The sequence below is a fragment of the Pseudomonas oryzihabitans genome, assembly GCF_006384975.1.
Taxonomy (GTDB): Bacteria; Pseudomonadota; Gammaproteobacteria; order Pseudomonadales; family Pseudomonadaceae; genus Chryseomonas; species Chryseomonas psychrotolerans_B.
Window position 1 is genome coordinate 4881443 of the sequence record NZ_CP021645.1, and the last position, 17479, is coordinate 4898921.

General features: G+C 67.2%; 13 protein-coding genes. 2 read left to right on the plus strand and 11 right to left on the minus strand.

All coding sequences use genetic code 11. The features are described 5' to 3' along the window. Positions 1-253: 253 nt before the first annotated feature. The 3 genes from CCZ28_RS22065 to CCZ28_RS22070 form a co-directional block, all read right to left on the minus strand. The gene (locus CCZ28_RS22065; protein WP_140220884.1) at positions 254-805 is read right to left on the minus strand and encodes a hypothetical protein; all 552 of its coding nucleotides are present in this window, start codon (positions 803-805) and stop codon (positions 254-256) included. A gap of 119 nt (positions 806-924) precedes the next feature. Further along, positions 925-1062: a hypothetical protein gene (locus CCZ28_RS24525; RefSeq protein WP_167509270.1), complete on the minus strand. Its 138-nt coding sequence runs from the start codon at positions 1060-1062 to the stop codon at positions 925-927. Between the two features lie 64 nt (positions 1063-1126). Further along, entirely contained in the window at positions 1127-2479 is a 1353-nt protein-coding gene (locus CCZ28_RS22070; protein ID WP_140220885.1) for an MATE family efflux transporter, read from the minus strand. Positions 2480-2829: 350 nt separating this feature from the next. On the opposite strand from CCZ28_RS22070, the gene CCZ28_RS22075 reads away from it, so the two are divergent. Both CCZ28_RS22075 and bfr read left to right on the plus strand, forming a co-directional pair. After that, entirely contained in the window at positions 2830-3726 is an 897-nt protein-coding gene (locus CCZ28_RS22075) for a PA4780 family RIO1-like protein kinase (RefSeq protein WP_058777842.1), read from the plus strand. 114 nt (positions 3727-3840) lie between these two features. Then, positions 3841-4338 (plus strand): bacterioferritin, encoded by a 498-nt coding sequence (bfr, locus tag CCZ28_RS22080; RefSeq protein ID WP_058785035.1) that lies wholly within the window; start codon positions 3841-3843, stop codon positions 4336-4338. A gap of 31 nt (positions 4339-4369) precedes the next feature. Here bfr and CCZ28_RS22085 read toward each other — a convergent pair whose 3' ends face one another. The 8 genes from CCZ28_RS22085 to bcsZ form a co-directional block, all read right to left on the minus strand. Continuing rightward, entirely contained in the window at positions 4370-6937 is a 2568-nt protein-coding gene (locus CCZ28_RS22085; RefSeq protein WP_140220886.1) for an ATP-binding protein, read from the minus strand. A gap of 178 nt (positions 6938-7115) precedes the next feature. Further along, positions 7116-8444 carry a bifunctional DedA family/phosphatase PAP2 family protein gene (locus CCZ28_RS22090; RefSeq protein ID WP_140220887.1) on the minus strand — a complete coding sequence of 443 codons (1329 nt, stop codon included), beginning with the start codon at positions 8442-8444 and terminating at the stop codon, positions 7116-7118. A 60-nt stretch (positions 8445-8504) separates the two neighbouring features. Beyond that, positions 8505-9650, minus strand: a complete 1146-nt coding sequence (locus CCZ28_RS22095) for an alginate O-acetyltransferase AlgX-related protein (RefSeq protein ID WP_140220888.1) — start codon at positions 9648-9650, stop codon at positions 8505-8507. A gap of 10 nt (positions 9651-9660) precedes the next feature. Beyond that, positions 9661-11076, minus strand: a complete 1416-nt coding sequence (locus tag CCZ28_RS22100) for an MBOAT family O-acyltransferase (RefSeq protein ID WP_140220889.1) — start codon at positions 11074-11076, stop codon at positions 9661-9663. A gap of 13 nt (positions 11077-11089) precedes the next feature. Next, positions 11090-11746 carry an alginate O-acetyltransferase AlgF gene (locus CCZ28_RS22105; protein WP_140220890.1) on the minus strand — a complete coding sequence of 219 codons (657 nt, stop codon included), beginning with the start codon at positions 11744-11746 and terminating at the stop codon, positions 11090-11092. Next, positions 11746-12402 (minus strand): SGNH/GDSL hydrolase family protein, encoded by a 657-nt coding sequence (locus CCZ28_RS22110; protein WP_140220891.1) that lies wholly within the window; start codon positions 12400-12402, stop codon positions 11746-11748. Before CCZ28_RS22110 ends, CCZ28_RS22105 begins: the two co-directional genes overlap by 1 nt. Before the next feature lie 15 nt (positions 12403-12417). After that, entirely contained in the window at positions 12418-16335 is a 3918-nt protein-coding gene (locus CCZ28_RS22115; RefSeq protein ID WP_140220892.1) for a cellulose biosynthesis protein BcsC, read from the minus strand. Continuing rightward, positions 16314-17471 (minus strand): cellulose synthase complex periplasmic endoglucanase BcsZ, encoded by a 1158-nt coding sequence (gene bcsZ, locus CCZ28_RS22120; protein WP_140220893.1) that lies wholly within the window; start codon positions 17469-17471, stop codon positions 16314-16316. The genes CCZ28_RS22115 and bcsZ overlap by 22 nt, the downstream gene beginning before the upstream one ends. Positions 17472-17479: the final 8 nt, after the last annotated feature.

Genomic DNA, 17479 nt, shown 5'->3' on the forward strand with positions numbered 1-17479 from the left:
AGCAAGAGCGAAGCGCTAAGGCAAAGGAGCGCGTGAGCGCTGCAACGCCGAGGCGTGCATCGCGACAGGTTCGATCATGGTAGGACTCCCGAAGGAACGACGTCCGTTGATAGCCGGTTACAGGAAGGGCTCCTTGCCCGCGTTCTGACCATGGCTATCTGCCATTGTTCATGGCCTGTTTCCGGGCGGATGTGACCGGGGCTACAGTTTCGCCGCCAATCGCCGCTTTGTCCGACGAACTGTAGCCAAATGTTTAAAGCGACTGTTTGAGAAGCTGCAGTTGCTTCTCCTTGAGGAGCTGCTCGTAGCGGGGCGAACTGTAGATGAGCAGCACCTGTTTCTTGCGCGCTGCTCGGGCGCTGAACTTATAGAAGACGGTGTCGTGATCGAAGGCCAGATAGGCTTGGGCATCGTCGTCATGGGCCAGGCGTTCGAAGGCTTCGGTAGACGATTGCGAGGAAGGCTTGCCGTATTTCTGGGTCAGGCCTTCGGCGATCAGAAAGGATTGGGCCAGGGGGGTGACGATGGAAAAACGCAGGAAATGGCCATCGATGAAGAAGGCCCCCGCTTCGACCTTTTCGCCCGCGAAGGCCAGATCGTCACAGCCCAGGTAGTCGACACCTGGAATGTCGATCTTGCGTGGTTGGAAGGTGCACAGCTTATGGTCGAGAAAGGTTTTCTGATCGACGCCGAAGGCAATGCCAGCATAGCCATCGACCGCCCGGGCGAGCGGCGCCACGAATACCGACAGCAGCGCCGCCGCGAGCGCGAAAGACCGGGGCGACAGGCGGGACCTGACGGGCATGGTGAGCTGGATTCCCTTCACGAAGGCGCTAAGACTGACTTATCCGGACGATGCTAGAAGCTCCGCCAGCGCTTTGCCATCGTCATCGACGGCTTTTGTCGAGGCGTTCAGGCTTGGCGTCAGGCGACGCCTGGCGGAATCTGGTCTTTGCCGTAATCCTTCAGCTTTTCCAAGTTCTCCGGCTTCTGGTGCTCGGGTACCGCGTCCTGGTCGGCGGGAGTGTCCTGGGGTTTCCGATCTTGGGTGTTTTCACTCATGGCAGCGCTCTCGGCAGGGGATTCCCGACTTTGAGGGGAGCGCCTGCCCGAGGGTTCCGCCAGCTCAGGTGGTGGGGCCTTCGCTCAGCCAGCCTTCGCGCTCGGCCAGGCGCCAGGCCAACGCGGCGGAAATCAGGCCGCGCAGGGCCATGAAGGTGAGAAAGGCGAGCCATAGCCCATGGTTGCCCAGCCCGCGCAGCAACCAGCCGAGCGGCAAGGCCATCAGCAGGGCCAGGAGCATGGCGTTACGCATCTCCCGGGCGCGGGTGGCGCCGATGAAGAGGCCGTCCAGCAGATAGCTGGCCATGGCGATCAATGGCAGCAGGGCGAGGTAGGGCAGGTAGGCATGGGCCTCCTGGCGTACGGCGGCGATATCGCTCTGCAAGGCGACGAAGAGATCGCCGAACAGGGCGAAGGCCAGCGCGAATATCAGGCTGGCCAGCAGCGACCAGCCGCCGGCGATCACCAGTACCCGGCGCAGGATGACGCCTTGGTGCGCACCCAGGGCATGGCCGGAGAGGGCTTCCACGGCGTGGGCGAGGCCGTCCAGGGCGAAGGCGGTGACCAGTAGGCCGTTGAGTAGCAGGGCGTTGGCGGCGACCGTCGTTTCGCCCAACTGGGCACCCTGAGCGGCGAACAGCAGGAATACCGCCTGCAATGCCAGCGAGCGGATGAAGATGTCGCGATTGACCGCCAGCAGCGGTCGCCAACTGGCCAGGCGCCGTAGTGCGGTACGGTCCACCCGACCCGGCCATTGCCGCAGACGGCGGATCGCCAGCCACAGGCCGAGCAGTACGCCGCCCCATTCCGCCAGCACCGAGGCCAGGGCGATACCCTGCACGCCAGTGCCGAGGCCGAGCACGAAGCCGGTCACCAGTACGAGATTCAGGGCGTTGGTGGTGAGCAACAGCACCAGGGGCGTGCGTGCATCCTGGGTGCCGAGCAGCCAGCCGATCACGGCATAGCTGAGCAGGGCGGCCGGCAAGCCGAGCAGGCGCAAGTGCAGGAAATGGCTGGCCAGTTCGGCGAAGGCCGGGTCCAGGCCGAGCCAGGCGAGCAGGGGATCGAGGGCCAGGCTGGCGATCAGCAACAGCAGCAGCGATAGGCCCAAACCCAACAGACCGGCTTGCAAGAGGATCTGACGCAGGGCGGCGCCATCCGTACGGCCACTGGCCTGGGCGGCGAAGCCGGTGGTGCCCATGCGCAGGAAGGCGAGGATGCCGAGCAGGGCGGTATAGAAGGCGCCACCCATGGCCACGGCGGCGAGCTGCCGGGCTTCCGGCAGATGGCCAGCGATGGCGCTGTCGACCAGGGTGACCAGCGGCACGCTGAGGTTGGACAGGATCATGGGCGCGGCCAGGGCCCAGACGCGGCGGTGCAGCTCGGGGTGGCGCCAGTCGGCGAGTAGGGAGGACATGAGGGGAATCGCAGCGGCGGCGGAAGCGTCATTGTAGGGTAGCCGAGGCGGCTGGTGCGCGGGGTGTTCCAAGGTCGCCTCGCGACGAGGATGGTAAAGGGCGGGCGTAACAGTCCGATTCCTCGCCAGGCATGCTTCGCGCCGGTGGAACTGGCCGTCCCCAGGCTGAAGGGCATCGTTTCCTCGCTTTCTTTGCCAGTTGCGTGCGCAGTCGGTCACGGCCGAGGAATCTTGTCCGCTTCGATGAGTCGCACGCTCAGGGCGATGCCGACTTCCCTTTCTGGGCGTCTGGCTTGAAACTTGCGTCATAAGTCACTGTGACGACCGATAAGAAGGAGCTGGAACCGGCGATGAAAACTCCCAAACGCATCGAGCCGCTGATCGAGGACGGCTTGGTCGATGAGGTGATAAGGCCCCTTATGAGTGGCAAGGAGGCGGCGGTCTATGTGGTGCGCTGTGGCCGTCAGGTGCGTTGTGCCAAGGTCTACAAGGAAGCCGACAAGCGCAGCTTCCGCCAGGCCGCCGAGTACCAGGAAGGACGCAAGGTCCGTGGCAGTCGGGAAAATCGCGCCATGGCCAAGGGCTCCAAGTTCGGTCGACGCGAGCGCGAGGACAACTGGCAGAACGCCGAGGTGACGGCGCTCTATCGCCTGGCCGACGCCGGGGTACGGGTCCCCAAGCCCCATGATTTCCTGGATGGCGTGTTGCTGATGGACCTGGTGACCGATGGCAATGGCGAGGCGGCCCCCCGGTTGAACGATGTGACGCTCACCGCCGAGGAAGCGCGCACCTATCACGACCTGATGATCGGCCAGATCGTGCGCATGCTGTGCGCCGGGCTGGTCCATGGTGACCTGTCCGAATTCAACGTGCTGCTGGCCGAGGATGGCCCGGTGATCATCGATCTGCCTCAGGCGGTGGATGCCGCGGGCAACAACCACGCCTTCCGCCTGCTGGCGCGCGATGTGGAGAACATGGCGCTGTACTTCGGCCGCTTCGCCCCGGAGTTGCGCAAGACCCGCTACGCACCGGAAATGTGGGCGCTGTTCGAAAAAGGCGAGTTGTACGCCAACACGAAGTTGACCGGCGAATTCGTCGAGCGCGAAGGGCAGGCCGATGTCCATGCGGTGATGCGCGAGATCGAGGCGGCGCGGCGCGACGAGGAGCGCCGGCAGGCGGCCCGGCGTGAGCAGGACGCCCCCACTGGACGCGAGGAGCCGCCACCGCCCTGGCTAAGCGGATCGTGAAGCAGAACGATTAGCGCTGCGATGAGACGAACGGCCCCAGCGGTCGGGCGATGAACGGTCCTGCCTCGGTCGCAGCGCGCTAAACTGGGCACTGAACAGCACAGGACTCTTTTCATGCAAGGTCATCCAGACGTCATCAACTATCTCAACCAACTGCTGCGCGGTGAACTGGCGGCGCGCGACCAGTATTTCATCCACTCGCGGATGTACGAGGATTGGGGGCTGATGCGACTGTACGAGCGGATCGGCCATGAAATGGAAGAGGAAACCCAGCACGCCGATGCCCTGCTGCGCCGCATCCTGTTCCTCGAAGGCACGCCGGACATGAGGCCCAATGCCATCAACGTCGGCCAGACCGTGCCCGAGATGCTGCGTGCGGATCTGGCGCTGGAGTACGAGGTGCGCGAGGCCCTGGCCCAGGGCGTGGCGCTGTGCAACCAGCACAAGGATTTCGTCACCCGCGAAATCCTGGTCGCCCAGCTGGAGGACACCGAGGAAGACCACGCCTACTGGCTGGAGCAGCAGCTGGGTCTGATCGACAAGATCGGCCTGCAGAACTACCTGCAATCGCAGATGAAAGGCGGCACCACCCCCCACGGCGCCGGCCTGTGAAAGGGCCTGACCGGCGTCCGCAGGACGGCGGTCAGGCGCTGTCGCGGGCGTCTTTCGGCGCTCGCGGCAGATAGAGCGAGATGCAGGTGCCGACGCCCGACGTGGTGTCCACCTGGATCTGGCCGCCGGACTGGTGCACGAAGCCATGCACCATGGACAACCCCAGCCCCGTACCCTGGCCCGGTGGTTTGGTGGTGAAGAAGGGATCGAAGATCCGCTCCCTGATCTCCGGCGCGATACCCGTGCCGGTGTCGCTCACCTGGACCCTCACGTAATCCCCCTCGGGTAGGCCGTCCGGCCGGTCCGAGGCGGTCTCTGGCAGATTCGCCGTCGACAGCACCAACTGGCCGCCTTGAGGCATGGCATCGCGGGCATTGATCGCCAGGTTGAGCAAGGCGCTTTCCAGCTGGACCGCATCGATGACCGTGGGCCAGAGGTCGGCTGCCGGCTGCGCCTGGACGTCGATCGCCGGCCCGACGCTGCGGCGGATCAGCTCTTCCATGGCCAGCATCAACTCGTTCACGTCGGTGGACTTCGGCTCCAGGGTCTGTCGCCGGGAAAAGGCCAGCAGGCGCTGGGTCACGGAGGCGGCGCGCGCGGCGTAGGCCTGGGCGCCGCTCAGCAGGCGGTCGAGTTGATCGGTGCGATTCTGCTGCAGGCGGCGGTCGATCAATTCCAGGCTGCCGATGATCCCGGCCAGCAGGTTGTTGAAGTCGTGGGCGATCCCTCCGGTCAACTGGCCGATGGCTTCCATTTTCTGCGCCTGGTGCAGCGCCTGCTGGGCTTGAGTCAACTCCGCGGTGCGTTCGGCGACGCGCTGCTCCAGGGTTTCGTTGGCGGTGCGTACCGCCTGGAACAGTTGCGCCTGTTCGATGGCGATGGCGGCACGGGCAGCCAGGGCGGTCATCAGGCGTTCATGCCGGACGTTGAAGCGCGCCGGTTGTGGATGGCCAAAGAAGAGACCACCCAGCACCGCGCCACTCCGGGCGACGACGGGAACGGCCAGATAGCTGCGCACGGGTAGGTGCCCGGCAGTCAGGTCCTGGTGTTGGGTCGAGCGGTCATAGCGAGGGTCAGCGGCCACGTCATCGGTGCGAACCACGCTGCCACTGCTCAGGGGCGGCGCGAACAGGGCGGTGGCGCTCGGCCCGTCGAGCTGCTCGAAGGTCGCGCGGTCGGCGCCGGAGAGGGTGAAGAGTTGTAGACAGTCGCCGTGCTCGGCGGGTTGATGATTGAAGTAGGCGCCGAAGCGCGCGCCGGTGAGCTCGACCCCGGCATCGGTCACGGTCTGCACCAGATGCGCTAGATCCAATTGGCTGGCCAGCTCCGTATCGATGCGCTTGAGCGCCTCCAGGGTACGGGTTTCCTCGCGCAGCTCGGCTTCGGCATTCTTGCGGTCGCTGATATCGACGATGAATTCGAAGGCGCTGCCATCGGGCAGGCGTTTGGCTGCCACCAACGCCCAGCCGGTGGAGCCATCGCGGCGGACATAACGGCGTTCGTCCGGTGGCAACTGGTCGCCGGCGCGTCGCAGGATCGGTGCGGGCCAGGCGATGCGTTCCTTCGCCAGGTCTTGATGGTCATATCCGCTCATGCGCAGGAAGGCGTCGTTGGCATCGATCAGGCGGCCATCCGGGGCGAAGCACAGCGCGCCCACCGTCTCGATTTCCAGGGCGGTACGGAAGCGCCGTTCACTGGCTTCCAGCGCGGCCTTGGCCAGATGGGCCTCGGTCACATCTTGCCCCTGGCAGAAGATGCCGATTACCTGGCCGGCTTCGTCGGTCAGGGGTTCGTAGATGAAATCCAGGTAGAGGGTGCGGGCCGGCTCGCCTTCGGCCTCCAGGCGAAAGGGCTGGTGCTCGGCGACGAAACGCTGACCGCTCTGGTAGACCTGGTCGAGCCACTCGAAATAGCCCTGATCCTGCAGTTCGGGAAAGATCTCGCGGACGGTGTGGCCTTCGAAGGAGCGCTCACCGAACAGGCGGCGAAAGGCGACGTTGACGAAGTCGAAGGTGTGCTGCGGGCCGCGGACGATGGTAACGAAGCCGGGCGCCTGCTCGAACATGCGGCGCTGGCGGGCGGCGTCGGCGGCGCGGCGCCGTTCTTCGAGGATGCGCTGGGTCGTCTCGTGGCCCTGGTTGAAGATGCCGGCGATCTCGCCGCCTTCACCGCGGATCGCCGTGAAGCTGTAGTTCCAGTAGGTCTCGCTGACCACGCCCTGGCGCACCATGGGCAGTAGCTGATCGAAGACGGAGAATCCCTGACCACTGCTCAGCACCTGCGCGAATTGCGGCCCGACCACCGGCCAGATGTCCTGCCAGACTTCCTGGGCGGGGCGGCCCAGGGCCCAGGGATGGCGCTCGGCGGGGATCGGTGCCCAGGCGTCGTTGTAGAGCAGCAGTAACTCGGGTCCCCAATAGATGGCGGTGGGGAAGCTCGAATTCAGGCAGATGCTGAGGGCGGATCTCAGGGACTGCGGCCACTGGGAAGGTGGGCCCAAGGGCGAGTCGGACCAGTCGTGGGTGCGCAGCCGCGCGCCCATTTCGCCACCGCCGGAGAGAAAGTCCAGTTCGTTCCAGTCGGCAATCTGCGCTGCCATTAATCGCATCCCCCAAGACATCTCTGCAGTTACAGGCGTTCTGACCACCGGGGAGCCGGAACTGCAGGACCGCGACGATATTTTTTGCGGCCAGCCGTCCCTGGCTTGCCACCCTACGGGCCGTCGGCGGAGCCGACGTCAAAAATCGCTCCAGGCGATTTTTTGGTTCGCCATCCCATCAAGCGCGTGGTGCGTAGCGTTCGATGGCCTCCGGCAAGGCCCAGCCGGCGGCGAAGGTGAAGACCAACAGGATCAATGGCAGCAGCACCATCCAGGTCCGCGTCGGCACCGGTTCGAGGCGATTGCCGCCGGTCTTCTGCAACAGCGCCAGGCTCAGGCCACAGAAGCCGCCGGCGAGCAGGGCGCCGGCCAGGATGTCGGTCGGCCAGTGCACGCCCAGGTAGACGCGGCTGAGGGCGATGAGCACCGCCGGCAGGGCGGCGATCACCAGCCAGGCGAGGCGGCCGCGCGGCCCATAGCGGCGCCCGGCCAGGATGCCCAGGGTCAGGAAGAAGGCGAAGGAGGCCGAGCTGTGGCCGCTGGGCAGGCTGTAGGTGGTCAAGGGCTCGGCGAGGACGTCCGGCCGCGCCCGGGCCAGCAGATTTTTCAATTGGCCATTGGCGAGCGCGGTACCCAGGGTGGTGCCCAGGGCGAACAGCAGCGGCCGCCACTGGCGGAAGGCGGCCAGCACCAGGATCAGCACCGCCGCGACGATCAGCTGGGTACGGAAGTCGCCCATGCGGGTGATGACCACGGCGACGCCATTGAGCCAGGTCTCGCGGTGCTCCTGGATCAGGGTCATCAGGCCTTCGTCGAAGGCACGCAGGTGGTGCCAACCGAACAGCAGCGCCAGCAGACCGGCCAGGCAGAGGGCACCGCTGAGCAGGGTGGTACCGGCGCGTTCCCGCCAGGTGCCATGGCTGATGACCGCCACCAGTACCGCGACGCTTCCCAGGACGATACCGGCCTGCTGCCAGAAGCCCTCCGGAAGCGGCAGGCGGAAGGCGGCGCCGGTCACCCAGCCCGGACCGAGATAGGCGATGGACCAGCCAGCGGCCGCCACCAGGCTGACGCTGATGAATTTCACCAGGGGCATGTCGAGCATGCCGGCGATCAGCGGCAGCAACGGGCGCAGCGGGCCGATGAAGCGGCCGACCAGCAGGCTGGCGACGCCGTAGCGGTGAATGAAGCCTTCGGCCGAACCTATCCATTCCGGATGGTTGCGCAAGCCCGGCAGGCGGCGGATGCCCTCGTGGAAGCGCCGACCGATGAAATAGGAGACCGCATCGCCGAGGATGCCGCCGAGGAAGCCCAGCAACAGGGTGTCGAACAGATCGAGCGCACCGTTGCCGGCGGCGATGGCCACGGCGAAGAGCACCACCGTACCGGGCACCACCAGGCCGGCCAGGGCCAGGCATTCGAGAAAGGAGATGATGAAGATGGCCGTGCCCAACCACTGATGATGCTGGTTGATCCACTGGGTCAGGCCGTCGAGCAGTTCCGTCATCTAGAGGCTTCCTGGGTCCGGGGATGCGTCCTCAGACCCATGGAGAAAGCCTTGGTTGCCTCAAGGACGCGGATCGAGGCGTAAGGCCTCGGGGCCGGGCGATTGTAAATCGCGCTCCGGGATTTCCCAGACCAATAACTGTGGCGGGGTTTGTCGGAAGGCCTTGCTGGCGAAATAGTCGCGTGCCGCACCGGCGAAATGCCCACCGTCCTTGGCGAAGCGACCGACACTGGCCCCTAGCGCCTGCTCCAGGAAGGGCAGGAAGTTGGAGTTGCGCGAGAAGGAGGTGCCGATCAGCGCGAGGTTGGGCAGGTCGCCGTCGCCGAACAGGTCGTCGCTCGTCCCGGCGGCCGCGTGGCTGTCGACCTGGGTGAGCGCCAGTATCTCGGGCGTGGGTTGCTGGCGCAGGGGCAGCCAATCCAGGCCGGCCAGGCGTACCAGATCGCCTGGACGTGCTGCCGGCGGCAGCAACGTGCGGGTGAATTCGCGGGCCGGGGTGGCCTGGAAGGGCAGGCTGCGGATACGGGCGGCCAGGGCACGCGCGGCGGCATCGGCGCCCGCTTCGTTCCAGTGGGTATCGGTCCGCAGGAAGGCGCCACTACCCAGGGGGGTAAGGACCGGGATGAGGTCGACGACCGGCACGCCGGCTGCGCTGAGCAGCCGGGTCCAGTCGCCGGTGCGGTTGGCGAAGGCGGCCGGGCGCCGCAGGCCGCACAGTTGGTCGGCGGCGATGCGGCTCTTGTCCGGCACCACGGCGACCAGCAGGCGGATGTGCCGAGCGGCCAGCTCGCGCTGCAGCTCGATCACGGTCTGGGCTCGCGCCCGGGCATTGGCGGTGGCCTGACGATGGACTTCCAGTTCTTCGGCGAGGAACAGCCAGCCGGGACAACCCTGGCGCACCCGTGGCCCGGTATCGCCGAACAGCAGCCAGCTCAGGCCGCGCTCCAGGCGCGCGGCGGCTTCGGGCAGCGGCGCCTTGGCCAGTTCCTTGGCGACGTGGTGGGTGAGTTCGCCTTCGAGCAGGGCGTGACGGTCCAGCCGCTCCGGCCAGAGCGAGAGGCGGTCGGTCAGCAGGGCCCAGGCGCAAGAGCCGAGGCCGAGCGCCAGGAACAGGGCGAAGACCAGGCCGGCCAGGGGCGCCAGGCGCACCTGGGTGACGCTGGGCGGCTGCGGAGCGGGTGAGGGCGGCAGGGCGGGTGCGCTCATGACGACGACCTCAGAACTGGAAATAGAGGAAGGGCACGGCTTCGCGGCTGGCGATCAACCCGAAGCAGAGCAGGAAGCCGGCCACCGGCCAGGCGGCGCCCAGGCCGCGCAACAGGGCACTGCTGGGCAGCCGCTGCTCGATGCGCGGCTGCCACAGCGGGGCGATGACGCAGGCCACGCCCAGCAGGGCGGCCAGGCCATGGGCGGGTCTCAGGGTGACGGCCAGGGCATCGCCCAGGGCGAAACCGTGCAGGCCGAACTGACCGGCGTACATCGACAGTGCCGTCGAGAAATCCGGCGCGCGGAACAGGGTCCAGGCCAGGGCCACGAACAGCAGGGTCAGGCCGTGGGCCAGGGGGCGCGGCAACGGCCGGCCGCCGAGTTCGTCCCATAGGCGGTCCAGGCACAGCGCCAGGCCGTGCAGCATGCCCCAGAGCAGGTAGTTCCAGCTGTCGCCGCCGTGCCAGAGGCCGGCGATGGCCATGGTCAGGAAGAGGTTGCGATAGGTGCGCCAGCGGCCGCCGCGGTTGCCGCCCAGGGAGATGTAGAGATAGTCGCGTAGCCAGCTGGACAGCGACAGGTGCCAGCGCCGCCAGAAATCCTGGATGCTGCGGGCGAGATAGGGGCGGTTGAAGTTTTCCGGGAAGTGGAAGCCCAGCATCAGGCCCAGGCCGATGGCCATGGCGCTGTAGCCAGCAAAGTCGAAGAACAGCTGCAGCGAATAGGCCAGGCAACCGATCCAGGCGTCGAGGAAGGACGGCTGGTCGAGGTGGAAGGCGACGTCCACCAGGGGGGACAGGGTGTCGGCCACCAGCACCTTCATGCACAGGCCGATCATGAAGCGCCGGGCACCGAGGGCGAAGTTCTCGCGATTGAACCAGCGCTGGTTAAGCTCGCGGCGCACCCAGTCGTAGCGGATGATCGGCCCGGCGATGGAGTGGCCGAACATGGAGATGTAGGTGGCGTAGTTGACGAAGCTGCGCTCCACTGGCACCACGCGACGATGGACGTCCACCAGGTAGGAGATGGCCTGCAGCACGACGAAGGACAGCCCCGCCGGCAGCGCCACCTTCTGCCAGTCCAACGGCAGGGCGCCGGCGGCCACCAGCGCCTGGCTCCAGGTGGCGGCGACGATGTTGGCGTACTTGTACCAGCAGAGCACCGCCAGGTTGATCACGATCAATCCTGCGAGCACCCGCAAGCGGGTCTTCGAGCCTTCGCGCGCGCGGTCCACCAGCAATCCACCGACCCAGGCCAGCAGCCCCATGGCCATGTGCAGCAGCAGGAACAGCGGACTCAGCCAGCCATAGAACAGCCAACTGCCCACCAGCAGCACGCCGTTGCGCCCGCCGGGTCGCGCCAGGGCGTAGACCAGCAGGAACACCGGCAGGAAGAGGGTGAGGAATTCCAGCGAAGCGAAGACCATCGCGAAGCTTTCCTTAGCGGGCGACGCTGTCCTGGGTGGTGAGCAGGCGCGGACCGCTGGCGCCGGGCAGCAGCAGTACGCTGTAGCGCTCGCCGGCCTTGAGTTCGCCCAGGTCCAGCGGCTCGCCCTCGGCCTTGCCGGCGCAGGTCAGCTGCACCTTGAGCGCCACGGCGTTGAGGCTGCGTCTTTGCAGGGTGCCATCGGCCACGTCCTTGAAGATCTCGGCATTGCGCCCGGCGGCTTGCAGGCCCGGGGTCGCACATTTGGGGTCCAGGCTGTAGAAGGCCAGCGAGGCCTTGAGCGCATTGAAGTCGTCCGGCTGCTCGCGCACCACGCGCTGCACCAGCGGCGTACCGGGCAGCACCACCAGGGTGGCGAATTCACCGGCGGCGACGGACAGTTCCAGCGGGGCGCTGGCAGCGCCGCGCTGGAGTTCACCCTTGATGGCCTTGGCGGCCGGTACGGTCAGGTAGCTCGAGACCGGCTTGGCGGCGTCCAGCTGCAGGCGTGCGGCGGAACCGGCCGCTTGCAGTGCCAGCGGCTCGCTGCCGGCGTTGACGAATCTGAGGAAGGCCGAGTCTTCGCTCGGGCCGGTGGGGTACAGCGGGATGTCGGCGGCTTGGGCCAAGGCGGTGGCGCCCAGGCCTGCCAGCAGGAACAGAGCCTTCATCATTTGGCTCCCAGTTCGGCGGGCGGCAGCTTGGCCAAGGCCGTGGCGATGGCGTTGCCCCAGGCCTTGTAGCCGGCCACGGTGAAGTGCTGGCCGTCGGTGGTGATCCACTGGCCGGGCTTGGAGAAGGTCAGGGAGTCGACGTAGGTGCAGGGGGCGACGTTGCTGGCGAGGAACTTGGACATCAGCTCGGTGCGCGGATCGTTCTTGCCGTACTGGCCGCCCGCCTTGCCCCAGGCCGGGCCGACCCAGACGCACTTGGTGCCGGTGGCGGCGATTTCCTTGGTCAGGGCGGTGACGCTCTGCCAGGCCCAGGCCTTGGGAAAGGAGGGCTTGTCGTAGGAGGCCATGGTGTCGCCGATCACCAGCACCACCAGGTTGGGCTTGTCGGCGGCGATCAGTTCCTTGATCGGCGTGGTGGTGGCATCGCGGCCCTTGATCACCAGCTTGCCGTTGTCCCGCTGCTCGGCGCCGCAGTCGACCTTCTTGGTGGTCAGCCAGTCGGCGGCGCTGGCGCCGCAGGCGCCGATGGAATGCACCTTGGCGCCCTGTTGCACCAGGGCGGCGTTGAGCGGCTCGACCAGGTGGTCGGCCAGGCTCATGTGGCTTTCGCCGAGAACGAGAAGGGACAGGCCGGCAAGGGCGGAAGCGGGCATGGGGATGACCTCGGATCAGTTGGAATAAGGTGAGCGATAGGGACTGACCGGCAGTGCCAGTGGTCGGTCCTGGGGCTCGAAGTAGTAGCGCAGGTAGAGACTGCCGTTGACCTGGCGATAGTCGCGGGCGTTGTCCAGGCCCAGTTCGCCGCCCAGGTGGAAGTCCGGGTTCAGGCGATACTCGCCGGCCGCGGCCAGGCTGTAGCCCAGGCCGGTCTTGCTCTGGCCGGCGTAGCGGGCCGCGCTGCCCAGCGCCTGGCTGGCCGCGGCCTGGGCGGCGGCATCGGTGGGGTAGTAGTCGGCGGCGTCCTGCTGGAAGTGCTGTACCCCGAGGGTGCCGCGCAACTGATAGGTCCAGCGGTCGCCGCGCTGGGACCAGGTCAGCGGCACACCCAGGGCGAAGAAGCGTTGCGGGCTGAAATAGCCACCGTGACCGTAGGTGAAGAAGTTCTGGTTGTTGGCATAGCCCAGTGCGGTCAGCGACAGGCCCAGGGTGAGCTGGGCGTCGCTACCGTTGACCAGGTAGCGATAGGTGCCGCCACCGAATTCGGCGCGGTCGTTGTCCTCGACCTTATTGCCCAGCAGGCGGAACCAGGACGCGTAGGCATAGGCGCCCACATTGCCGTCGTCGTAGCTGAGCTGGCCCCGCACGCCATTGGCGGTGACGCCGCCCCATTCCTGGCCGGTACGGGCATCGCGGCTGCCGGCGAAGGCGGTCAGGCTGTCGATCACCGCGCGGCGCGACGCCGACAGGGTATAGTGGGCGTGCTCGCTGTCGCCCAGCGGTCGCTCCAGGCTGACCCCACCCACCATGGTGGCCTCGCGGAAGCCCAGCGGCGTGGTGCCGGCATCCGCCTTGAGGCCGCTGCTGGGCTGGCTGTAGGCCACCGCGATCCCGGTGCCGCTGGCCTTTTGGCTGCCGGGGTCGCCACCCGCGATGCTGGCGACCGGACCACCGCCGAAGCGATCCGCGGCGCCTGGGGCTACCTTGCCGGCGTCGAGGCTCACCGGGGTCACTCGCACGGCCAGGCGGTCGTCGCCTACCGGCACGGCGATCTCCAGGGGCGCTTCGACGGCGGTGAGCTTGCCCAGCCCGGATTCGCTGTTGTTGCTCCGCACCGAGAGGCCCTGGGTGATGGTGGCGCTGCGGCTTTGTTGGATATCGGCCAGGGCACGCTCGGCGGCGCTCATGCCGGTGCGGGAATCAGCCTTCACCCGCGCGGGTACGGCGGCGAAGGGGTTGTCCGTCGGTGCCTGGCTGACTGGCTGCGGCTGGTAAGGCGCAGCACCCGGGGTCGACTTTGTGGTGCTGAAAGGTTCCGGCAGGGTGGTGCCCAGCAGCCTTGCCTGACGGGTGGGTTCACCGACTGGCGGTGGTAAGGGGGCATTCTCAGGGGCCAGGGCGCTGAGCGAGCGACCGTTGGACGCGAGAGGGTTGACCGGTGCGGCGCTGGCGACCAGGGCACGGTCGCGCTGCTCGGCGGCGACCACCTTGGTCAGCAATTCGGTCGCCTTGCCGTCGCGGCCCAGTCGGGAATAGAGCTCGGCGGCGCGGGTCAGTACCCTGGCATCGTCCGGTGCCAGAGTCACCGCTCGGGCGATGGCGCCTTCGGCAAAGACAGGATCCTGGGCCGCTATGGCGGCGTCGGCGGCGTCCAATTGCAGTTGGACGTCATCGGGCCAGAGTTTGATCAGGGGACGATAGAGATCGACGGCCTTGGTGGCGTCGCCATGGGCCAGGTACAGCCGTGCCAGGGCCGCGTTGACTTGCGGATCCTTGGGTCGCTGGGCGAGCGCCGGGGCCAGGACGTCATAGGCCTCCGCCAACCGGCCGCGCTCGCGCAGGGCGTCGGTCTGGCGGATGCGATAGCGGCGGGACAGCTCGTCGTAGCGGTCGCGCTGGGCGGGCGTCAGCCGGGCGGCGCCCAGTTCGTCCAGCAGGGCGTAGGCTTCGCGATCGTCACCCTGTTGCAAGAGGACCCCGGCGTACTGCAGCCGCAGGTCGACATCGGTCGCCGGGGCGGCGGCCACCAGGGGGCGTAGCAGCGCCAGGGCGTGGGTGCTGTCATCCAGTTCTGCATAGCCACCGGCCAGGGTCCGCAGCAACGCGGGTTGGCCGGCCGCCTGGGCTTCCAGGGCCTGGAGCCGGGCGCGGGCGGCTTCGCGCTGACCGCGCTTGGCGAGTGCCAGGGCGGCGGCCAATTGCTCATCCAGGGCCAGGCGCCGGGCCAGGGCCTGAATTTCGGGACTCTGGCGGTCGGTGGGAATACGCGCCAGCAGCGCCTGGGCGCGCGAGGTATCGCCCTGCTCACTGGCGAACAGGGCGCCAACGAAGAGCACGTCGGGTTGGGTCGGGTGGCGTTGCAGCAGGCTGTCCAGCTGGTTCTGGCCTTGCTTGGCCTGGCCTTGGGCGACATCGAGGCGGGCCAGGTCCAGGGTGATCCAGGGATCGTCGGGGGACTCGTGGAGCGCTTCCTGCAGCGCCGCCCGGGCGCCAGCCAGATCGCCTCGCGCACGCAGCACCGTCGCCCGCTCGCGGGCGACGGTGGCGCGCATCTGGCCCAGCCCCGGTAGCTCCGCTTGGGTGCCACGCGGCAGGCTATCTGCCAGACGCAGGGCTTCATCGCTGCGTCCGGTCTGGCCGAGCAGACCGATCAGGCCGCGCCGGGCGCCGAGATCATTGGCATTACGGGCGAGCAACTGGCGATAGCCAGCTTCGGCGGCACTCAGGTTGCCGCTGCGTGCTTGCAGATCGGCCAGAGCCAGTTGTCCGGCCGTTGACTTGGGGTCCAGCCGTAAGGCTTGCTCGATCAGGCGGTGAGCCGTGTTCAGGTCGCCACCGTTCTGGGCGCTGCGTGCTCGAGCCAGCAACTGTTCGTACCGGAGTCTGTCCAGCGCCTGTTGCCAGGAGCGGCCCTTGGGTTGGGCTACCGCCTGGATGAGCAACCGCTCGGCGTCGTCCAGACGGTGCTGCTGCTGCCGGAGCACACCCAGGCCACCCAGGGCATCGGGATCCTTGGGTACCCGCTTCAGCCGTTCCTGGAAGGCCTGCTCGGCGGTGCGCTGGTCCCCCTTGCGCAGGGCTTCGAGACCGCGTCCGACCAGCGGATCGGCTCGCCAAGGATCAGCCGCCTTGCTGCTTTGGGCACGGCCTTTGGTCAGTAGCGCACGAATCTCCGTATCGCCGGGATGAGCCTTGAGAAAGTCTTCGAACAGAGAGACCTTGGCTGGGGTGTCCGGCGCGCCCATCCAGGTCAGGGCCAGCCGCCAGCTCTCGTCGGCGTCACCAGCGATTTCCTCGCGCTGGGTCAGGGCGGCCAGCCGGCGGATACCCTCCGGCCTGGTGTCATCGCGGCGTACCAGCTGCTTGGCATAGAACAGAGCGAGAATGGGATCGTTGGGATATTCGCGCAGCAGTCGCTGGAAGCCGGCCTGAGCTTCCGGCCAGCCGCCGTCGACAAAGGCCAGGGTGTTGTAGTACTCGCGTGCCAGCAGGCCCTGGGGCTGCTGGCCGGCGAACAACTGGCGATAGAGGGCGACCGCCTTGGGGCGGTCGCCACCGTCGGCCTGGCGACGAGCGCCCTCGCGCAGGGCCGGATTGTCGCCGCTGGCCACATGGATGTCCTGAGCGAGCAATGCGGCCTGCAAGGGTGGGGGGCTGAGTGCCTGCAACCGCGCGAGATAGCGTTGCGCCTCTACCGGCCGCTTAGCGACCAACGCCAGGCTACCCAGGCCATAGAGGGCTTCTGGGTTGCGGTCGTCGAGCTCCAGCAGCTTTTGCCATGCCTCGCGGGCGCGTTCGGGTTTGTCGTGCTGCTGCCAGAAACGTCCTTGCTCGATAAGCAGGCGGGCCGTATTGGCGGTGTCGGCGGAGACAGGAGCCTGGATGAGCGCGGCCAGCAGGCTGAGCGTCAGGGGGAGGTGCTTGTGCATGAGGTCTTCCATGAAGGTTGCAGGCGCCCGTCGGCCGCGAAGCGATAATGGCCGGCGCTCCAGCCGAGGCCGAACAGACCGAGCATCTGGTCGTAGTAGCGCAGTGGCTGGTCGCTGGCGAGCGCGGCCTCCATGCGCTGCTGCTGGGCCTCCGCCAGCCAAAGGTCGCCCTGCTGGCGCAAGAAGGGTATCAAGGCCGCGGAGAAGCCCACCGGGCCGGTGCCCTGGGTCAGCCCGCTGCGCATATCGATCCGCTCCGGGGGGACGCCCAGCGTTGCGGTGGCCTGGGTCATCCCGTCCAGCGCGGCCAGCAGCGGCTTGGCGAGGGGGTCGCCCGCGTCGGTGAGGCCGGCCCAGAGGTAGACGCGGATAGCATCGTAGCTGCCTTGCGCCGGCCCCTGCGGATCGTCTACCACCAGACCTCGGTCGGGTGCCGTTCCTCGGTAGCCGGTCCAGTCGGCGGCCAGGTGATGCGGATTATGGCGTTGCAGCAGGGTCAGCACCTGCCCTGGCAACGTCGTCCAGGGGCCCTTGGGCTCTTCAAGGGCGAGGCGCCTTAGTATGAAGGGTGGCAGGTAGCTGAGATTCAGTCGCCAGAGATGCTCAGGCAGCGCGAATCCCTGGGGACCGGGTAGCAAGGTGGGACCAAGGCCGGGCAACTCCACCATCTCGTCGCTGCGGATACGGACGAGCAGGGCTCGAGCATCCTCGGCGTAGGCAGGCATTCGCCAGAGGCGAGCCGCCTCCAGGAGACTATAGGCAAACCAGAGGTCGGCATCGCTCGCTGAGTTGGCATCCTGGATCCCCCAGCGTCCATCGCTGCCCTGGCCCCAGAGCCAGGCCGGCAGATGCTTACCAAGATCACCCTGGGCGAGATTGCTCTTGCTCCATTGCCAAAGGCGCGCGAAGGTCTCCGGCTCATTGGCCACCAAGGCGAAGAAGAGGGCGTAGGCCTGGCCTTCGGAGGTGCTGTGGTTGGCCTTGAGGCTGGATTCCAACACCCGGCCATCGGCCTGAATGGTCGTGGCCGAAAATCTCTGCCACTGCGGCCAAACAGGCCGCTCGCAGGTCGCCGCCACCGTGCTCTGGACCAGCAGCGCCATCATGAGGGCGACCTGGGCGAGGCGTCTACGCATGGGAGGGC